16 protein-coding genes and 1 pseudogene are annotated in these 16,901 nt (G+C 68.3%); 10 read left to right on the top strand and 7 right to left on the bottom strand.

Going from position 1 to position 16,901, the window contains the following annotated elements; all coding sequences use genetic code 11:
* Positions 1 to 92: 92 nt before the first annotated feature.
* A complete protein-coding gene (gene gabT / locus AWC07_RS04920) occupies positions 93 to 1,442 on the top strand; it encodes a 4-aminobutyrate--2-oxoglutarate transaminase (RefSeq protein WP_036419040.1) in 1,350 nt (449 codons plus the stop codon).
* A gap of 224 nt (positions 1,443 to 1,666) precedes the next feature.
* Entirely contained in the window at positions 1,667 to 5,215 is a 3,549-nt protein-coding gene (gene car, locus AWC07_RS04925; RefSeq protein ID WP_085104977.1) for a carboxylic acid reductase, read from the top strand.
* Positions 5,216 to 5,256: 41 nt separating this feature from the next.
* On the opposite strand, the gene AWC07_RS04930 is transcribed toward car, so the two are convergent.
* A complete protein-coding gene (locus AWC07_RS04930; protein WP_051508134.1) occupies positions 5,257 to 5,937 on the bottom strand; it encodes a hypothetical protein in 681 nt (226 codons plus the stop codon).
* 183 nt (positions 5,938 to 6,120) lie between these two features.
* On the opposite strand from AWC07_RS04930, the pseudogene AWC07_RS27980 reads away from it, so the two are divergent.
* Positions 6,121 to 7,767, top strand: a pseudogene (locus AWC07_RS27980) (PE family protein).
* An 8-nt stretch (positions 7,768 to 7,775) separates the two neighbouring features.
* Here the strand turns inward: AWC07_RS27980 and ruvB are convergent.
* From ruvB to ruvC, 3 genes are read right to left on the bottom strand one after another with little or no spacing between them, the layout of a single operon-like run.
* A complete protein-coding gene (ruvB, locus tag AWC07_RS04940) occupies positions 7,776 to 8,822 on the bottom strand; it encodes a Holliday junction branch migration DNA helicase RuvB (RefSeq protein ID WP_036418413.1) in 1,047 nt (348 codons plus the stop codon).
* Complete coding sequence (gene ruvA, locus AWC07_RS04945) at positions 8,819 to 9,406, bottom strand: Holliday junction branch migration protein RuvA (protein WP_036418411.1); 588 nt, start codon at positions 9,404 to 9,406, stop codon at positions 8,819 to 8,821. Before ruvA ends, ruvB begins: the two co-directional genes overlap by 4 nt.
* Complete coding sequence (gene ruvC, locus AWC07_RS04950; protein WP_036418409.1) at positions 9,403 to 9,957, bottom strand: crossover junction endodeoxyribonuclease RuvC; 555 nt, start codon at positions 9,955 to 9,957, stop codon at positions 9,403 to 9,405. The genes ruvA and ruvC overlap by 4 nt, the downstream gene beginning before the upstream one ends.
* 181 nt (positions 9,958 to 10,138) lie before the next feature.
* Between ruvC and AWC07_RS04955 the strand changes: the two genes are divergently transcribed.
* Genes AWC07_RS04955 through AWC07_RS04985 form a run of 7 tightly spaced genes read left to right on the top strand, consistent with a single transcriptional unit; the run spans position 10,139 to position 14,417 of the window.
* A complete protein-coding gene (locus AWC07_RS04955) occupies positions 10,139 to 10,747 on the top strand; it encodes a DUF4178 domain-containing protein (RefSeq protein ID WP_036418408.1) in 609 nt (202 codons plus the stop codon).
* Positions 10,748 to 10,765: 18 nt separating this feature from the next.
* A complete protein-coding gene (locus AWC07_RS04960; protein WP_036418405.1) occupies positions 10,766 to 11,272 on the top strand; it encodes a DUF2617 family protein in 507 nt (168 codons plus the stop codon).
* Positions 11,269 to 11,700, top strand: a complete 432-nt coding sequence (locus AWC07_RS04965) for a DUF4247 domain-containing protein (RefSeq protein WP_036418418.1) — start codon at positions 11,269 to 11,271, stop codon at positions 11,698 to 11,700. Before AWC07_RS04960 ends, AWC07_RS04965 begins: the two co-directional genes overlap by 4 nt.
* Before the next feature lie 26 nt (positions 11,701 to 11,726).
* Positions 11,727 to 12,182: a DUF350 domain-containing protein gene (locus AWC07_RS04970; protein ID WP_036418403.1), complete on the top strand. Its 456-nt coding sequence runs from the start codon at positions 11,727 to 11,729 to the stop codon at positions 12,180 to 12,182.
* A complete protein-coding gene (locus AWC07_RS04975) occupies positions 12,179 to 13,738 on the top strand; it encodes a polyamine aminopropyltransferase (protein WP_036418400.1) in 1,560 nt (519 codons plus the stop codon). Before AWC07_RS04970 ends, AWC07_RS04975 begins: the two co-directional genes overlap by 4 nt.
* Positions 13,739 to 13,770: 32 nt before the next feature.
* Positions 13,771 to 14,016, top strand: coding sequence for an AbrB/MazE/SpoVT family DNA-binding domain-containing protein (locus AWC07_RS04980; protein WP_036418398.1), 246 nt, complete (start codon positions 13,771 to 13,773; stop codon positions 14,014 to 14,016).
* Complete coding sequence (locus tag AWC07_RS04985) at positions 14,013 to 14,417, top strand: type II toxin-antitoxin system VapC family toxin (protein WP_036418395.1); 405 nt, start codon at positions 14,013 to 14,015, stop codon at positions 14,415 to 14,417. The genes AWC07_RS04980 and AWC07_RS04985 overlap by 4 nt, the downstream gene beginning before the upstream one ends.
* 27 nt (positions 14,418 to 14,444) lie before the next feature.
* Here AWC07_RS04985 and AWC07_RS04990 read toward each other — a convergent pair whose 3' ends face one another.
* The 3 genes from AWC07_RS04990 to tesB form a co-directional block, all read right to left on the bottom strand.
* Complete coding sequence (locus AWC07_RS04990) at positions 14,445 to 15,200, bottom strand: YebC/PmpR family DNA-binding transcriptional regulator (RefSeq protein WP_036411552.1); 756 nt, start codon at positions 15,198 to 15,200, stop codon at positions 14,445 to 14,447.
* A 193-nt stretch (positions 15,201 to 15,393) separates the two neighbouring features.
* On the bottom strand, positions 15,394 to 15,990 hold the full coding sequence (pdxT, locus tag AWC07_RS04995) for a pyridoxal 5'-phosphate synthase glutaminase subunit PdxT (protein ID WP_036411551.1): 597 nt from the start codon (positions 15,988 to 15,990) through the stop codon (positions 15,394 to 15,396).
* Positions 15,987 to 16,823, bottom strand: coding sequence for an acyl-CoA thioesterase II (gene tesB, locus AWC07_RS05000; protein WP_036411550.1), 837 nt, complete (start codon positions 16,821 to 16,823; stop codon positions 15,987 to 15,989). Before tesB ends, pdxT begins: the two co-directional genes overlap by 4 nt.
* Between the last annotated feature and the right edge of the window lie 78 nt (positions 16,824 to 16,901).

Consider the following 16,901-nt stretch of genomic DNA (forward strand, 5'->3'; position numbering starts at 1 on the left):
ACCTGGTCACGCCCGGCAGGGCCGCACCGCCGTGGCGAACCGATAGGCTTTACCCGCGACGTGACCGCCGCGCCGCGGGGAGAGGAGGATGCGTGGCCAGCCTCGAGCAGACACGCCACCTGGTCACCGAAATCCCGGGTCCCGCGTCGCTGGAACTGGACAAACGGCGGGTCGCGGCGGTGTCCAGTGGCGTAGGGGTCATGCTGCCGGTGTTCGTCGTCCGCGCCGGCGGGGGAATCCTCGAGGACGCCGACGGCAACCGGCTCATCGACCTGGGTTCGGGGATCGCGGTCACCACGATCGGCAATTCTGCTCCCCACGTCGTGAACGCGGTTCGCGAGCAGGTGGCCGAGTTCACCCACACCTGCTTCATGGTGACGCCCTACGAGCAGTACGTCGCCGTCGCCGAACAACTCAATCGGATCACCCCTGGCTCCGGCGAGAAGCGGTCGGCGCTGTTCAACTCCGGCGCCGAGGCAGTCGAGAACGCCATCAAGATCGCCCGCGCCTACACCCATAAGCCCGCGGTGGTCGCGTTCGACCACGCCTATCACGGCCGCACCAACATGACGATGGCGCTGACCGCCAAGTCCATGCCCTACAAGAGCGGCTTCGGCCCGTTCGCTCCGGAGATCTACCGGGCACCGCTGTCCTATCCCTACCGCGACGGACTGCTCGACAAGGAGTTGGCCACCGACGGTGAACTGGCCGCCGCCCGGACCATCAGCGTCATCGACAAGCAGGTGGGCGCCAGCAACTTGGCCGCCGTCATCATCGAGCCCATCCAGGGCGAGGGCGGTTTCATCGTTCCCGCCGACGGGTTCCTGCCCGCGTTGCTGGACTGGTGCCGCGCCAACGACGTGGTCTTCATCGCCGACGAGGTGCAAACCGGCTTCGCCCGCACCGGCGCGATGTTCGCCTGCGAGCACGAGGGATCCCACGGCCTGGAGCCGGACCTGATCGTCACCGCCAAGGGCATCGCCGACGGACTGCCGTTGTCCGCGGTGACCGGTCGGGCCGAGATCATGGATGCACCGCACGCCAGCGGTGTGGGCGGCACCTTCGGCGGCAACCCGGTCGCGTGTGCAGCCGCGCTGGCCACCATCGAAACTATTGAACGCGAGGGCCTGGTGGACCGGGCCCGGCAGATCGAGCAGCTGATCATGGACCGGTTGTTGCGGCTGCAGGCGGCCGACGACCGGGTCGGCGACGTGCGCGGCCGCGGCGCCATGATCGCCGTCGAACTGGTGAAGTCCGGAACCGCCGAACCCGACGCCGAGCTGACCGAGAAACTGGCCGCCGCAGCCCACCGCGCCGGGGTGATCGTGTTGACCTGCGGCATGTTCGGCAACATCATCCGGCTGCTGCCGCCGCTGACCATCACCGACGAGCTACTGGCCGAAGGCCTCGACGTCATGTGCGCGATCCTGGGCGACCTCTGACCAGGAGCTCATCGCGCGATCAGTTCGGCGTCCAGCAGCAGCGGCTGCTCGACAGCCTCGGTCCCGACGAAGCGCGCCGGTAACATCACCCACCGACGTGCGCCATCTCACATCGCGGCCCGGCGTCGAACATTGTGGAATACCGTTAGTTTCACTAACGTTCTAGTTGCTCAGCGCAGCGTGGCGCGACCAATCTTTCGCCTCAGTGACCGCAAGGAACTGTCATGTCGACTACTACTCGTGACGAGCGCCTCGAACACCGCATCGAAACCCTGATCCACGACGACGCACAGTTCGCCGCCGCCAAGCCGGACCCGGCAATCGCCGCCGCCCTGGAAAAGCCCGGCCTGGGCCTGCCGGAGATCATCCAGACCGCGCTGCAGGGCTACGCCGACCGGCCGGCGCTCGGGCAGCGCGCCGTCGAGTACCTCACCGACGCCCGGACCGGCCGCACCTCGTTGCGGCTGCTGCCCCGTTTCGACACCATCACCTACCGTCAGTTCGGGGACCGGGTCGATGCGCTGGCGCGCGCCCTAACCCACGACTCGGTGCACGCTGGCGACCGGGTCTGCGTGCTGGGCTTCAACAGCCTCGACTACACCACCATCGACGTGGCGCTGGCCATGATCGGGGCTGTGTCGGTGCCGCTGCAGACCAGTGCGGCGGTCACCCAGCTGCAGCCGATCGTGGCCGAGACCGAGCCCACCGTGATGGCGGCCAGCGTGAGTCAGCTGTCCGATGCCGTAGACGTGCTGTTGAGCGGCCATCTGCCGGCCAAGCTGGTGGTGTTCGACTACCACCCCGAGGTCGACGACCAGCGCGAGGCGCTCGACACGGCCCGCAATCGGTTGGCGGACACCACGGTGGTTGCCCAGACCCTCAACGATGTCCTGGACCGCGGCGCAACGCTGCCGGTGGCGTCGGTTGTCGAGCCGCCCGCGGCGTCGGGCGACAACGACTCGCTGGCACTGCTGATCTACACCTCCGGCAGCACCGGCGCACCCAAGGGTGCGATGTATCGACAGAGCAACGTCGGCAAGATGTGGCGCCGGTCGAGCAAGAACTGGTTCGGGCCCACCGCGGCGTCGATCACGCTCAACTTCATGCCGATGAGCCACATCATGGGACGCGGAGTGCTCTACGGCACCCTCGGCAACGGCGGCACCGCATACTTCGCGGCCGAGAGCGACCTGTCGACGCTGCTGGAGGACCTTCGGCTGGTACGGCCCACCGAGTTGAACTTCGTGCCGCGGATCTGGGAGACCTTGTACGGCGAATACCAGCGCGCGGTCGACCGGCGCTCGATTGATCCCGGTGACCCCGCCGCCCGCGCGGCCGTCGCAGCCCAGGTCATGGCCGAGCAGCGCCAGGACCTGCTGGGTGGGCGCTACATCTTCGCGATGACGGGCTCGGCGCCCATCTCCGCGGAGCTGCGGAACTGGGTGCAAGCCCTGCTGGAGATCCCACTGCTCGACGGTTACGGCTCCACCGAGGCCGGGATGGTCTTGTTCGACGGCGAAGTTCAGCGCCCGCCGGTGATCGACTACAAGCTGGTCGACGTTCCCGATCTGGGGTACTTCAGCACCGACCAGCCGTATCCGCGGGGCGAGTTGCTACTCAAGACAGAGAACATGTTCCCGGGCTATTACAAGCGGCCGGAGGTTACGGCCGGCGTGTTCGACGCGGACGGCTACTACCGGACCGGAGACGTCGTAGCCGAGGTCGCCCCTGACCGGCTGGCGTACGTCGACCGCCGCAACAACGTGTTGAAGCTCGCCCAGGGGGAGTTCGTGACCGTCGCCAAGCTGGAGGCGGTGTTCGGCAACAGCCCGCTGGTCCGGCAGATCTACGTCTACGGCAACAGCGCGCATCCCTACCTGTTGGCCGTCGTGGTCCCCACCGAAGAAGCGTTGGCGAGCACTGACATAGCGGCCTTGAAGCCGCTGATCGCCGACTCGCTGCAGACCGTGGCGAAAGAGGCGGGCCTGCAGTCCTACGAGGTGCCGCGCGACTTCATCATCGAGACAACACCATTCACGCTGGAGAACGGTCTGCTCACCGGTATCCGCAAGCTGGCGTGGCCGAAGCTCAAGCAGCATTACGGCGAGCGGCTGGAACAGCTTTACACCGAGCTGGCCGCAAGCCAGGCCATCGAGTTGAGCGAGCTGCGGCGCAGCGGTGCCGATGCGCCGGTGCTGGAAACGGTGAGACGGGCCGCGGCGGCCCTGCTGGGCGCAGCTCTCCCTGCCGATGAATCCGACCTGTCACCCGACGCGCACTTCACCGACTTGGGTGGAGACTCGTTGTCGGCGTTGACATTCGGCAACCTGCTGCGCGAGATCTTCGACCTCGACGTGCCGGTGGGTGTGATCGTGAGCCCCGCCAACGACCTGCGGGCCATCGCCGACTACATCGAGGGCGAGCGGCAGGGTAGCAAGCGGCCCACGTTCGCCGTGATTCACGGCCGGGACGCGCTAGAGGTGTACGCGAGTGACCTCACCCTGGACAAGTTCATCGACTCATCGACCCTGGCAGCCGCGCCGGCGCTGCCGCGCCCGAGCGCCGAGGTGCGCACCGTCCTGTTGACCGGCGCGACCGGCTTTTTGGGCCGCTATCTGGCGCTGGACTGGCTGGAGCGCATGGACCTGGTCGACGGCAAGGTGATCGCCCTGGTGCGGGCGAAGTCGGATGACGATGCCCGGGCACGCCTGGACAAGACATTCGACAGCGGAGACCCCGAGCTGCTGGCGCACTACCGGCGGCTGGCGGCCGACCACTTGGAGGTCATCGCCGGCGACAAGGGCGAGGCCGACCTCGGTCTGGACCCGGCGACCTGGCAGCGGCTGGCCGACACGGTCGACCTGATCGTCGACCCGGCCGCTTTGGTCAACCACGTGCTGCCCTACAGCGAGCTGTTCGGACCCAACGCGCTGGGCACCGCCGAACTGATTCGGTTGGCGCTCACCTCGAAGATCAAGCCCTACACCTACGTGTCGACGATCGGGGTGGGCGATCAGATCGAGCCGGGCAAGTTCACCGAGGACGCCGACATCCGGCGAATCAGCGCGAGTCGGCAGATCAACGACAGCTACGCCAACGGCTACGGCAACAGCAAGTGGGCCGGCGAGGTGCTTTTGCGCGAGGCCCACGATCTGTGCGGGCTGCCGGTCGCGGTGTTCCGCTGCGACATGATCCTGGCCGACACCACGTGGGCGGGTCAGCTCAACGTGCCGGACATGTTCACGCGGATGATGCTGAGCCTGGTGGCGACCGGCATTGCACCCGGTTCGTTCTACGAGCTGGACGCCGACGGCAACCGGCAGCGTGCCCACTACGACGGCTTGCCGGTGGAGTTCATCGCCGAGGCGATCGCGACGTTGGGCGCCCGGGACGGGGACGGTTTCCAGACCTACCACGTGATGAACCCCTACGACGACAGCATCGGGATGGACCAGTTCGTCGACTGGCTCGGCTCCCCGACTAATGGGGCCGGATGTGCCATCCACCGCGTTGACGACTACGGCGACTGGCTGCGGCGGTTCGAGACCGCGTTGCGCGGCCTGCCCGAAAAGCAGCGTCAGGCTTCGCTACTGCCGTTGCTGCACAACTACCAGAAGCCTTCGGCGCCGCTCAACGGGTCGATGGCGCCGACCGACCGGTTCCGGGCGGCCGTGCAGGACGCGAAAGTGGGCCCGGACAAGGATATTCCGCACATCTCGCCGGAGATCATCGCGAAGTACCTCAGTGATCTGCGCTTGCTCGGACTGCTCTGAGTACGCGGCTCGAGTAACCCGCGCGGGCCTTACCCGCTGGCTTACACGCTGGCACGGTGGCGGCGCAGGAACCGGCTGCGGTGCTCGGTGCTTCCGGCGTCGCTGCTGGCCGCCGGCATATTTTGTGCCCGCGGCAGGGTGAGGGCATCGGAATACGTGGCGTCCGAATACGGTTGCGGCGACAATCCGGCCGCGGGTACGTCCGCCGCGGCGGCCGGTTGTTCGGCCGGCGGCGCGGCCGGCACCGGCCGGACATCGCGGGCCAGCCGGACCGCCAGGCGAGACAGAACCGCGCCGGCCAGGAAGACGACGAGCACCCCCAGGCCGGAGAAGTAGGCGAGCTCCAGCACGGCGCGCTTGCGATCCGTCACGGCGACCGGATCCCCCACCGATCCGATCCGCAACAGGGGGGCGAACTGGGTGCCGACCACGAACCATGCGCCGGCGAGGGCGGCCAGCCAGCCACCGAGCATCGCGATGGCGCGATTGCCGGAAATGATCAGCAGCAGACCCCCGACCGCCGCGGCGACACCCGGCAACACCTCGAGCCAGCCCCGAGCAGGGGTCCACGCCTGGCCCGGGGTGTAGGCGAAATCGAATCTAGGACCGATGAACGGAATCAGCGCACCCCAGGCGCCCAGAATCACTAGGAGCAATCCGGTCACCACGCCGCGGGAGCGCGGCATCCGCAACGTCGCGGGGCGGTCTTCTGTGTGCTTCATGGCAGCCTCCTCGTTAGGTACCGGCTTGGGTACCCGGACGGTCTGGCGATGTAACGCCCGGTCGCGGGATGACTGCCCTATCTGTAGAAACCGCTGACAACGGTTGCCAAAGTGTCGACAATTACCTTCGGCATTGCTTACAGCTGTGGCGTATGTCACGTAACCGGGTTCGGGAGGGGTTCGATGTCGTTTGTGTTCGCAGTTCCGGAGTTTCTGACAGCGGCAGCGCAGGATGCGGCCAACATCGGTTCGTCGCTCGGTGCGGCAAACGCCGCGGCAGCATCGTCAACGACAGCGGTGCTGGCGGCCGGTGGCGATGAGGTGTCGCAGGCGATTACGGCGCTGTTCAACGGCTACGCCGCGCAGTATCAGTCGGTGAGCGCCAAGGCCGCGCAGCTTCACCAGAGTTTTGTCCAAACCTTGAACGCGGCCAGTGGGGCATATGCGGGCGCCGAGGCGGCTAATGTCACGCCGCTGCAGACGTTGGAGCAGAGCCTGTTGGGCGCCATCAACGCGCCCGCCCAGACGTTGTTCGGGCGGCCGTTCATCGGCAACGGCGCGGACGGGACGTCGACAAGTCCCAACGGCGGGGCCGGTGGCATTTTGTACGGCAACGGCGGAAACGGTTTTTCCCAGACGACCGCCGGACAGCCCGGCGGTGCGGGCGGCTCTACGGGCCTGATCGGCAACGGCGGCAGCGGTGGGGCCGGCGGGGCCGGTGCCGCCGGTGGGGCCGGCGGCACCGGCGGTTGGCTGATCGGTAACGGCGGCGCCGGCGGCGCCGGCGGCGCGACCGCCACTGTTGGCGGGACGGGTGGGGCCGGCGGGGCCGGCGGAAATGCGCCATTGTTGGGCTGGGGCGGCCATGGCGGCGCCGGCGGCGCCGCTCCCTCGGGTACCGGCGGAGCCGGCTGAGCCGGCGGAGCCGCCGGCTCATTCTTGTCCCTCGGTACTGCCGGCGGTGACGGCGGCGCCGGCGGGACGGGATTGACCGGCGGCAACGGCGGCAGCGGCGGCCAGGGACAGGGTCTGCTGTTCGGCATCGGCGGTGACGGTGGCGCCGGGGGCACCGCCACCGGCGCCACCGGTGTCGGCGGTGACGGCGGCGCCGGCGGTGTCGGCGGGGGTCGTTTCTTCGGCCTGGGCGGCAACGGTGGCGCCGGGGGCGCCGCCACCGGCGCCACCGGTGTCGGCGGTGACGGGGGCGCCGGCGGCGCCGGCGGCGCCGTCTTCGGCTACGGCCAGGCCGGTGCCGGCGGCCTCGGCGGCTACGGCATCTCGAAGGGCGGCGCGGGCGGTATCGGCGGCGTGGCGGGCACACTCGTCGGGGTGAGTGTCGGCGGCTTCGGCGGCCTCGGTGGTGCCGGCAACGTCGGTGGCGCCGGCGGCCAGGGCGGCGAGGCGGCCGCGCTCGTCGGTGCGGGCATCGGCGGCGGCGGCGGCCAGGGTGGGTTCGGCCTGATTACCGGCGGCGCCGGCGGCCAGGCCGGCCAGGGCGTGGCGTTCACCGGCCTGAGCGTCGGCGGTGTCGGCGGATTTGGCGGTGACAGTGTCACGGGCACCGGCGGCAATGGCGGTGCCGGTGGCGACGCCGGCGGCTTCCTCGCCATCAACTTCGGCGGCAACGGCGGCAACGCCGGCCAGGGTACAGGCGGTCCTGCCAACGGCGGCAATGGCGGCCGGGTCGGCCTCGTCGACAACGGTGCCTTCACCCCAACGCTGTACGGTTTCGGCGGTAACGGCGGCAACGGCGTCAACGGTGGCACCGGCGGCACCGGCGGCACCGGCGGCATCCTTGGCGGCGCCAACGGAACCAACGGATCGCCCTAGCGATTCGCTTAGTCGAACAGCCCCGGTTGGCCCAGCCCGCTGACCCCGGCCGGCGGGGTCATGCCCAAGTGAGTCCAGGCCAGCGCGGTGGCCACGCGCCCGCGCGGCGTGCGGGCGATCATCCCGGCGCGCACCAGGAATGGCTCGCACACCTCCTCCACCGTGGCGGCCTCCTCCCCTACCGCCACAGCCAGCGTGGAAACCCCGACCGGGCCGCCGCTGAAGCTGCGGGTCAGCGCGGACAGCACCGCGCGGTCCAGCCGGTCCAGGCCCAGCTCGTCGACGTCGTAGACCTCCAGCGCGGATTTGGCGACGTCGCGGGTGATCACGCCGTCGGCGCGGACCTCGGCGAAGTCGCGGACGCGCCGCAGTAGCCGGTTGGCGATCCGCGGTGTTCCCCTGGAGCGCAGGGCGATCTCCGCCCCGGCCTCGACGCCCAGTTCGATACCCAGGATTCCGGCCGAGCGGGCCAGCACCCGCTCCAGCTCGTGCGGCTCGTAGAAGTCCATGTGCGCGGTGAAGCCGAACCGGTCGCGCAGCGGGCCGGTCAGCGCCCCGGACCTGGTGGTGGCACCGACCAGGGTGAACGGTGCGATCTCCAGCGGGATCGACGTCGCGCCGGGACCCTTGCCGACCACCACGTCGACCCGGAAGTCCTCCATGGCCAGATACAGCATTTCCTCGGCGGGCCGGGCGATGCGGTGGATCTCGTCGATGAACAGCACGTCATGCTCGACCAGGTTGGACAGCATTGCGGCCAGGTCGCCCGCGCGTTCCAGGGCTGGTCCCGACGTCACCCGAAGCGACGACCCGAGCTCGCCGGCGATGATCATCGCCAGCGACGTCTTACCCAGCCCCGGCGGCCCGGACAGCAGAATGTGATCCGGTGTGCCGCCGCGGTTCCGGGCTCCCTCGATGACCAGCTGAAGCTGTTCGCGCACCCGGGGCTGGCCGATGAACTCGCGCAACGAGCGGGGCCGCAGGCTGCCGTCGATATCGCCCTCACCCACGGCCAGCGCCGGCGATACGTCGCGGTCGGATGGTTCGTCGCTCATCGGGTCTTGCCCAGTAGCGCCAGGGCGGCCCGCAAGGCGCCCGACGTCGACGCGTCGGGCTCGCCGGCCAGCACCTTGTCGGTGGCCTCCTCGGCCTGCTTGGCGGCAAAGCCGAGCCCGACGAGGGCCTCCACCACTGGAGTGCGCACCGTGTGGCCGTTGACCGCTGGAGTGGCCGTCCCCGCCGAACCCACTTTGTCGCGCAACTCCAGCACCATCCGTTCGGCGCCGCGTTTGCCGATGCCGGGCACCCGCGTCAACGCCGCGACATCGCCGTCGGCCAGCGCCCGGCGCAGCGCCGCGGCGTCGTGTACGGCCAGCGTCGCCATCGCCAGCCGCGGCCCGACACCGGAGACCGACAACAACGTCAGGAACAGGTCACGGGCTTCCCGGTCGCCGAAGCCATATAGCGTCATGGAGTCCTCACGCACGATCATCGCCGTGACCAGGCGCGCCTCGGTCCCCGGCCGCAACGTCGCCAGCGTCGACGGCGTCGCGTTCACCCGGTAACCGACACCTGCCGCTTCGATCACCACGTGATCGAGGGCCACCTCCAGTACCTCACCGCGGACCGCGGCGATCATCGCGCGGCCTTCAGCTTGGCCAGATAGGCGTGCCGCTGCTGGGCCGCCAGCGCCTCGGCCCGCGCGATCCGGGCGATCATCGGCGCCCGCCAGCAATGGCAGATCGCCAGCGCCAACGCGTCGGCAGCATCGGCCGGTGTCGGTTTGGCTTGCAGCGCAAGGATTCTGGTGACCATGGCAGTGACCTGGGCCTTGTCGGCGGAACCGTTGCCGGTGACCGCGGCCTTGACCTCGCTGGGGGTATGGAAGTGTACGTCGATGTCGCGTTTGGCCGCCGCCAGGGCGATGACGCCACCGGCCTGGGCGGTGCCCATCACCGTGGTCACGTTCAGCTGGGAGAACACCCGCTCGATGGCCAGTACGTCCGGGCGGTGCGTGTCCAGCCAGTGCTCGACGGCGTCGTTGATGGCCAGCAACCGCTTCGACAGCACCGTATCCGAGGGGGTGCGCACCACGTCGACATCGAGCGCGACGAGGTCCCGGCCCCGTCCGCTTTCCACCAGCGACAGACCGCACCGCGTCAACCCGGGATCGACACCCATCACCCGCACCGCATTGCCCCCTTACCAGGCTCCGAACAGCTGTTCGATAGCGTAGCGGGCGGGTACGACATCCGGGGGTAGGACACGCACCCGACGGCAGCTTCGTCGGGTCGAATTTCGTTACGGCTCCCAGCGTCGCCGAATGCTGTTAACTTAAGGCGCACCTCGCTACCGGTACGAAAGGCTATGCGTGGCAACTCTGCTGATCGTGCTCGCCGCGGCGCTGTTCATAGCCTCCATCGTCGTGCTGATCTTCGCGGTCAAGCGGCCGAAGACGCCGGCCAAGCCAAGCGGGCGCCGCGATCCGCTGTACGCCGGCGCGATGGAGCAATTCGGGCCCCGGCAGCTGGGCCCGGGCGCGATCGTCAGCTACAGCGGCATCGACTACGTGGTGCGCGGCTCGGTCACCTACCGTGAGGGTCCGTTCGTGTGGTGGGAGCACCTGCTGGAAGGTGGCGATCAGCCGGTGTGGTTCAGCGTCGAGGAGGACGACGGCCGGCTCGAAATGGCGATGTGGATGACCCGCAAGGATCTGCAGCTGCAGCCCGGCAGCGTACACGTGGTCGACGGCGTGACGTTTCACGAGGCCGAGCGCGGCCGGGCCGGCTACACCACGGAAGGTACCACCGGGCTGCCCGCAGGCGGTGAAATGGAGTACGTCGACTACGCCGATGCCGACGAGACGACCTTGTTGTCATTCGAGCGCTGGGCGCCGGGGTTGCCATGGGAGATTTCCACCGGGAAGTCCGTGTCGGCCGGGGAACTGACGGTGTACCCCGCGCCGCCACCGTCGTCGTAACGCCGGAGGGTTCGCTCGGTGCCGCTTCATCAGCTCGCCGTAGCCCCGGCTGACGTGTCCGGGGCCCGGCTGGGGCTCGCAATCAACATGGCGGTGCCGCAGCCGCTGGCGGCTTGTCGGCTGGACCACCCCAACGGCGGGTGCGCACTGCTACTCGGCGTATTGGGGGCCTCACACGTCGTCACCGTCGAGCACGCCGACCGATCCTTCTGCGAGGAGATCTCCTGTAGCGCCGGCCTGCACGGCGGCACACTACCCGACCGTATGCAAGCGCCCGGCTACCGGCTGCGATCCAAAACCGATGTGTACGACGAGCAGACATTTCGCCGGCTCGCGGAGGAACTTCGCGAACGTTGCCGGGCCGACACCGGCTGGCTGGGCGGCGTATTTCCCGGCGATGACGCCGCATTGACCGCGCTGGTGGCCGAACCCGACGACACCGGCTGGCGCTGGCGGACGTGGCACCTGTATCCGGCAGCATCGGGCGGGACGGTGGTCCGTACCAGCAGCCGGTGGCGACCATGACCCGAAGCCGCCTTTTTCTGCTGGCCGGCGCGCTCGCCGTGGCCGCCACCGCGTCCTTGGTTGGTGGAATATCGTTGCTGCACAAGGACATCGGCTCTTATATCAGCAGCCACTATCGCGAGTACTCACGGGACGAGGACGGCGCGCGTTACCTGTGCAGCGGATCACCCCGGCAAGTGGCCGACAATATCGCCGGCTATGAGCGGCCCGCGGCACGGGCCTCCAGCGGCGGCGCCGAGTATCTGCGCTACGACGAGGACATTGTGACCGTCGGGCCCGAGGGCACCTCGCCGTGCAGCATCCGCGTCGAAGACTTGGGCGCCAGATACAGCCACGGGGCGTTCGTCTTTCTAGGACCCGGCTTCACTCCCGGATCTCCGGCGGGCGGCGCGGGAGGCAGCCCCGGCGGTCCGGGCGGGACCAAGTAACGCCAGTCAACACAAAGGAGTCAGTCATGTACCTCGCACTCGAACTCGGCACCGTCAGCCTCGACCCGATCGTCCGCGGCGTCGTCGCGACGATCTTGTACTTCGTGGTCGGCATGGCGGTGCTGATTGCCGGTTTCTTGATGGTGGACGTGCTGACGCCGGGCAACCTGCGCAAGTTGATCTTCATCGACCGGCGTCCCAACGCCGTCGTACTGGCCTGCGCGATGTACGCCGCGCTGGCCATCGTCATTATCACCGCGATCCGCACCAGCTACAGCCAGCTGACTCAGGGGCTCATCGGGGTGGCGGTGTACGGGCTGATGGGTGTGGCATTGCAAGGGATCGCGCTGCTGGCCCTGCGCATCGGGGTGCCGGGCAACTTCCATGAGCACGTCGACGAGCCGCGGCTGCATCCGGCGGCGTTCACGACGGCCACCATGCTGTTGGCCGTGGGAGGTGTGACCGCCGCGGCGCTGTCATGATCGCCACCGCGGCGCCGGGCACGGTCCGGACAAGGGAGTCTTCGAGACGGTGGCGGGCCGTGCTGCTGGCCGCCGTCGCAGCCTGCGCGGCCTGCGGCATCATCTATGAGCTTGCGCTGCTTACCCTTTCGGCCAGCCTGGACGGCGGCGGTATCGTCGCCACGTCACTGATCGTCGCGGGCTACATCGCCGCGCTGGGCGCCGGTGCGCTGCTGGTCAAGCCGCTGCTGCCGCGGGCGGCGATCACCTTCATCGGCGTGGAGGTGCTGCTGGGCATTGTCGGAGGGTTGTCCGCGGCGGCGTTGTATGTGACGTTCGCGTTCATCGGCGGATCGTTGTGGGTGCTGGCGCTGGGCACCGCGCTGATCGGCGGGCTGGTCGGGGCCGAGGTGCCGCTGCTGATGACGCTGTTGCAGAGCGGCCGGGTGGCCGGGGCGACCGATACCGGCCGGATGCTGGCCGACCTGACCGCGGCTGATTATTTGGGCGCGCTGGTCGGCGGGCTCAGTTGGCCGTTCGTCCTGCTGCCGCAGTTGGGGATGATTCGCGGGGCGGCGGCCACCGGCATCGTCAACCTGGTGGCCGCGGCCGTGGTGTCGATCTTCCTACTGCGGCGGATCGTCGGCGCCCGCCAGTTGGCGACGGCGCTGGGCGCGCTGGCCGCCGCGCTGGGGCTGCTGGTGACGCTGTTGGTGGGTGCGCGTGGCATCGAGACGACCAGCCGCCAGCGGCTCTATGCCGACCCGATCATCGCCTACCGGCACTCGGTGTACCAGGAGATCGTGGTGACGCGCCGCGGCAACGACCTGCGGCTCTACCTGGACGGCGGATTGCAGTTTTCCACTGTGGACGAGTACCGCTACACCGAAAGCCTGGTCTATCCCGCGCTCGGTGCGGGTGCCCACTCGGTGCTGGTGTTGGGCGGGGGTGACGGGTTGGCCGCCCGCGAGCTATTGCGCCAACCCGGTGTCGGGCAGATCGTTCAGGTGGAGCTTGATCCGGTGGTGATCGAGTTGGCGCGCACCACCATGCGCGGGGCCAATGGCGGTTCGCTGGACAACCCGCGCGTGCATGTCGTCATCGACGACGCGATGCGCTGGCTGCGCGGTTCTGACGCCGGCTTCGACGCGGTCATCGTCGACCTGCCCGACCCGGACACGCCCGTGCTGGGCCGGCTGTATTCCACCGAGTTCTACGGCCTGGTGTCCCAGGCTTTGGCCCCCGACGGGCTGATGGTGGTGCAAGCGGGCAGCCCGTTCTCGACGCGGACGGCGTTTTGGCGCACGGTCTCGTCAGTACAAGCTGCGGGGTATGCGGTGACGCCGTACCACGTTTATGTGCCCACCTTCGGCGACTGGGGGTTCGTCCTGGCGCGCCGGGGGTCCACCGCCCCGGTGCCGTCGGTGCCGCGTGACGCGCCGCCGCTGCGTTTCCTCAACCAGCGGGTGCTCGATGCGGCGACCGTCTTCTCCGGCGACGTTGCGCCGCGCCCACTCGAGCCGTCGACCCTCGACAACCCGCGCATCGTCGAGGACATACGGCACGGATACGACTAACCGGTGCATCAGCGAATGGTAAATTTCCTACCATGCGTACGACCATCGACGCCGCGGGCCGTCTGGTGATCCCCAAGCCGATTCGCGACCGCCTTGGCCTGCACGGCAACCAAGAGGTAGAGATCGTCGAACGCGATGGGCGTATCGAGATCGAGCCAGCGCCGACGGACGTCGAACTCGTTCGGGAAGGGTCGGTCATTGTCGCCCGTCCGAAACGCTCGCTGCCTCCGCTGACCGACGACATCGTTCGCGAAGCGCTCGATCGCGTCCGACGGTGATCGCTCCAGACACCAGCGTCCTCGTCGCCGGATTCGCAACCTGGCACGAAGGGCACGAGTCGGCCGTGCGCGCGCTCAACCGTGGTGTCCAGCTGATCGCCCACGCGGCGGTGGAAACGTATTCGGTTCTGACGCGTCTACCGCCGCCGCACCGTGTCGCCCCGGATGCCGTTCACGCCTACTTGACCGGTGTGACGTCCAGCGACTATCTGACCCTCGATGCCGGATCGCATCGCGGCTTGATCGATCGCCTTGCCGAACTCGGTGTTACCGGCGGTGGCAGCTACGACGCGTTGGTCGGCATCACGGCGAAAGCGGCCGGAGCAACGCTGCTGACCCGCGATGTGCGTGCGGTCACGACGTACGAGCGGCTGCAAGTGCAGTTCGAGCTGGTGGCCTGACGGCGAAGCCGCGCTCGACGGCCAGACTCACTCCTCGTCGAGAGCCGCCAACACCTCGTCGGACACCTCGACATTGGTCCACACGTTCTGCACGTCGTCGCTGTCCTCCAGCGCGTCGACGAGCTTGAACACCTTGCGGGCGCCGTCGACATCCACCGGCACACTGACCGACGGCTGGAAACCGGCTTCCGCCGACTCGTAGTCAATCCCCGCGTCTTGCAACGCGGTGCGCACCGCAACCAGATCACCGGGTTCGGCGATCACCTCGAAGCTGTCGCCCAGGTCGTTGACCTCCTCGGCACCCGCCTCGAGAACCGCGGTCAGCACGTCGTCCTCGGTCAGGCCGTTCTTGTCCAGGGTGACCACGCCCTTGCGAGAGAACAGATAGGACACCGACCCCGGATCGGCCATGGTGCCGCCGTTGCGCGTCATGGCCACCCGCACCTCGCTGGCGGCGCGATTGCGATTGTCGGTCAGGCACTCGATCAACACCGCGACGCCGTTGGGCGCGTAGCCCTCATACATGATGGTCTGCCAGTCGGCGCCACCGGCTTCCTCGCCCGCGCCGCGCTTGCGGGCCCGCTCGATGTTCTCATTGGGCACCGAACTCTTCTTAGCCTTCTGAATGGCGTCGTAAAGGGTGGGATTGCCCGCCGGGTCACCGCCGCCGACGCGGGCCGCGACCTCGATGTTCTTGATCAGCCGGGCGAACATCTTGCCGCGACGGGCGTCGACGACGGCCTTCTTGTGCTTGGTGGTTGCCCACTTGGAATGGCCGCTCATCGGTGTGCTGTACCTCTTCTTTTGGGTTCTGTTGCTTGAAAGTTCGCCAGACGAGTCTACGTGGACCGCAGGTGGTGTTCGCCTGGCCGGCTCCCGCCCACCGAGCCTGTAATTCTGCAGGGGAAGTTCGAGTGCGAGCCTGCCAAATTACAGGCTCGATAATGCTGCCCACATGAAGGCGCCCGATGAGACGTCAGCGCCGGCCGCCGACGATGTCGACGAATATTCGATGGATACGACGGTCGCCGGTGACCTCGGGGTGAAATGCCGTCGCCAGCACCGGGCCCTGTCGCACCGCGACGACGTGGCCCGCGGCCCGGGCCAGCACCTGCACACCGTCGCCGACCCGCTCGACCCATGGTGCCCTGATGAACACCGCACGCACCGGGTCGTCCAGGCCGTCGAACGCGACATCGCCCTCGAACGAATCGACTTGACGCCCAAAAGCGTTGCGCCGCACCGTCATATCGATCCCGCATAGCGGCACGGCCTCGCGGCCGCGGGCGCCGGCGTCCAGAATCTCGCTGGCCAGCAGGATCATGCCGGCACACGCGCCGTAGGCCGGAAGTCCTTCGGCCAGCCGAGCCCGCAACGGCTCCAGCAATTCGAAGTCGCGCAGCAGATGGCTGATGGTCGTGGACTCGCCGCCCGGAAGCACCAGCGCATCCACCGCGTCCAGCTCGCCGCGGCGCCGCACCGGCATCGCCTCGGCTCCGGCTGCACGCAACGCGGCAAGATGCTCCCGGGTGTCCCCTTGCAACGCCAGGACGCCGATCCTCGGCGGCGTCATGGCTGGTATCCGCGGCGATAACGGGTCAGCCCCTCCTGCACAACGGCCGCCACCAACTCGCCCCGTTGGGTGAAGATCTTCCCGTGGGTGAGGGCGCGACCACCGCCGGCCGACGGTGAGGACTGGTCGTAGAGCAACCACTCGTCGGCGCGGAAAGCCCGCATGAACCACATCGCGTGGTCCAGCGATGCCACCTGCAGATGCTCTCGCTCCTTGAGGTGGGTGACCTGCGCCGAACCGAGCAGGGTGAGGTCGCTCATGTAGGCCAGCGCGCAGATGTGCAGCACCGGGTCGTCGGGCAGGCGATCGTGGTGGCGAAACCACACCTGCTGTTGAGAAGCCTTGCCGGGCAAACACTGCAACTGCTCCCGCGGCACAATCCGCACGTCCCACTCCTCGAACTGCCGGAAGCCGGCGTCATCGAATACCCGCACCGAGCGCAATCCGGGCAGATCGTCGGGTGGCGGCGCCGCCGGCATCTGGTCCTGGTGGCTGATGCCTTGCTGATGGGTCTGAAAGGACGCGCCCATACTGAAGATGATTTCCCCATGCTGGATGGCAGTGACCCGCCTGGTGGCGAACGATCCGCCATCTCGAGTGCGCTCGACCAGAAAAACGGTGCGTTCCTTGGCATCTCCGGGCCGAAGAAAGTATCCGTGCAGCGAGTGGACGCGATACGACGGGTCGACGGTGCGCACCGCCGACACCAGCGACTGCCCCGCGACATGGCCGCCGAAAGTGCGCTGCAGAAAACCTGATTCCGGGCTGAAGACGCTGCCGCGATAGATGTTGACCTCAAGTTGCTCGAGGTCGAGGATCTCTTCGATCGCCACGGAAGGTTTTTACCAGCCGCGCTCGGCGAGCCGGTGCGGCTGGGCGATCTGTTCGACGTTGATGCCCACCATCGGCTC

This window comes from Mycobacterium gastri (genome assembly GCF_002102175.1).
GTDB classification, from domain to species: domain Bacteria; phylum Actinomycetota; class Actinomycetes; order Mycobacteriales; family Mycobacteriaceae; genus Mycobacterium; species Mycobacterium gastri.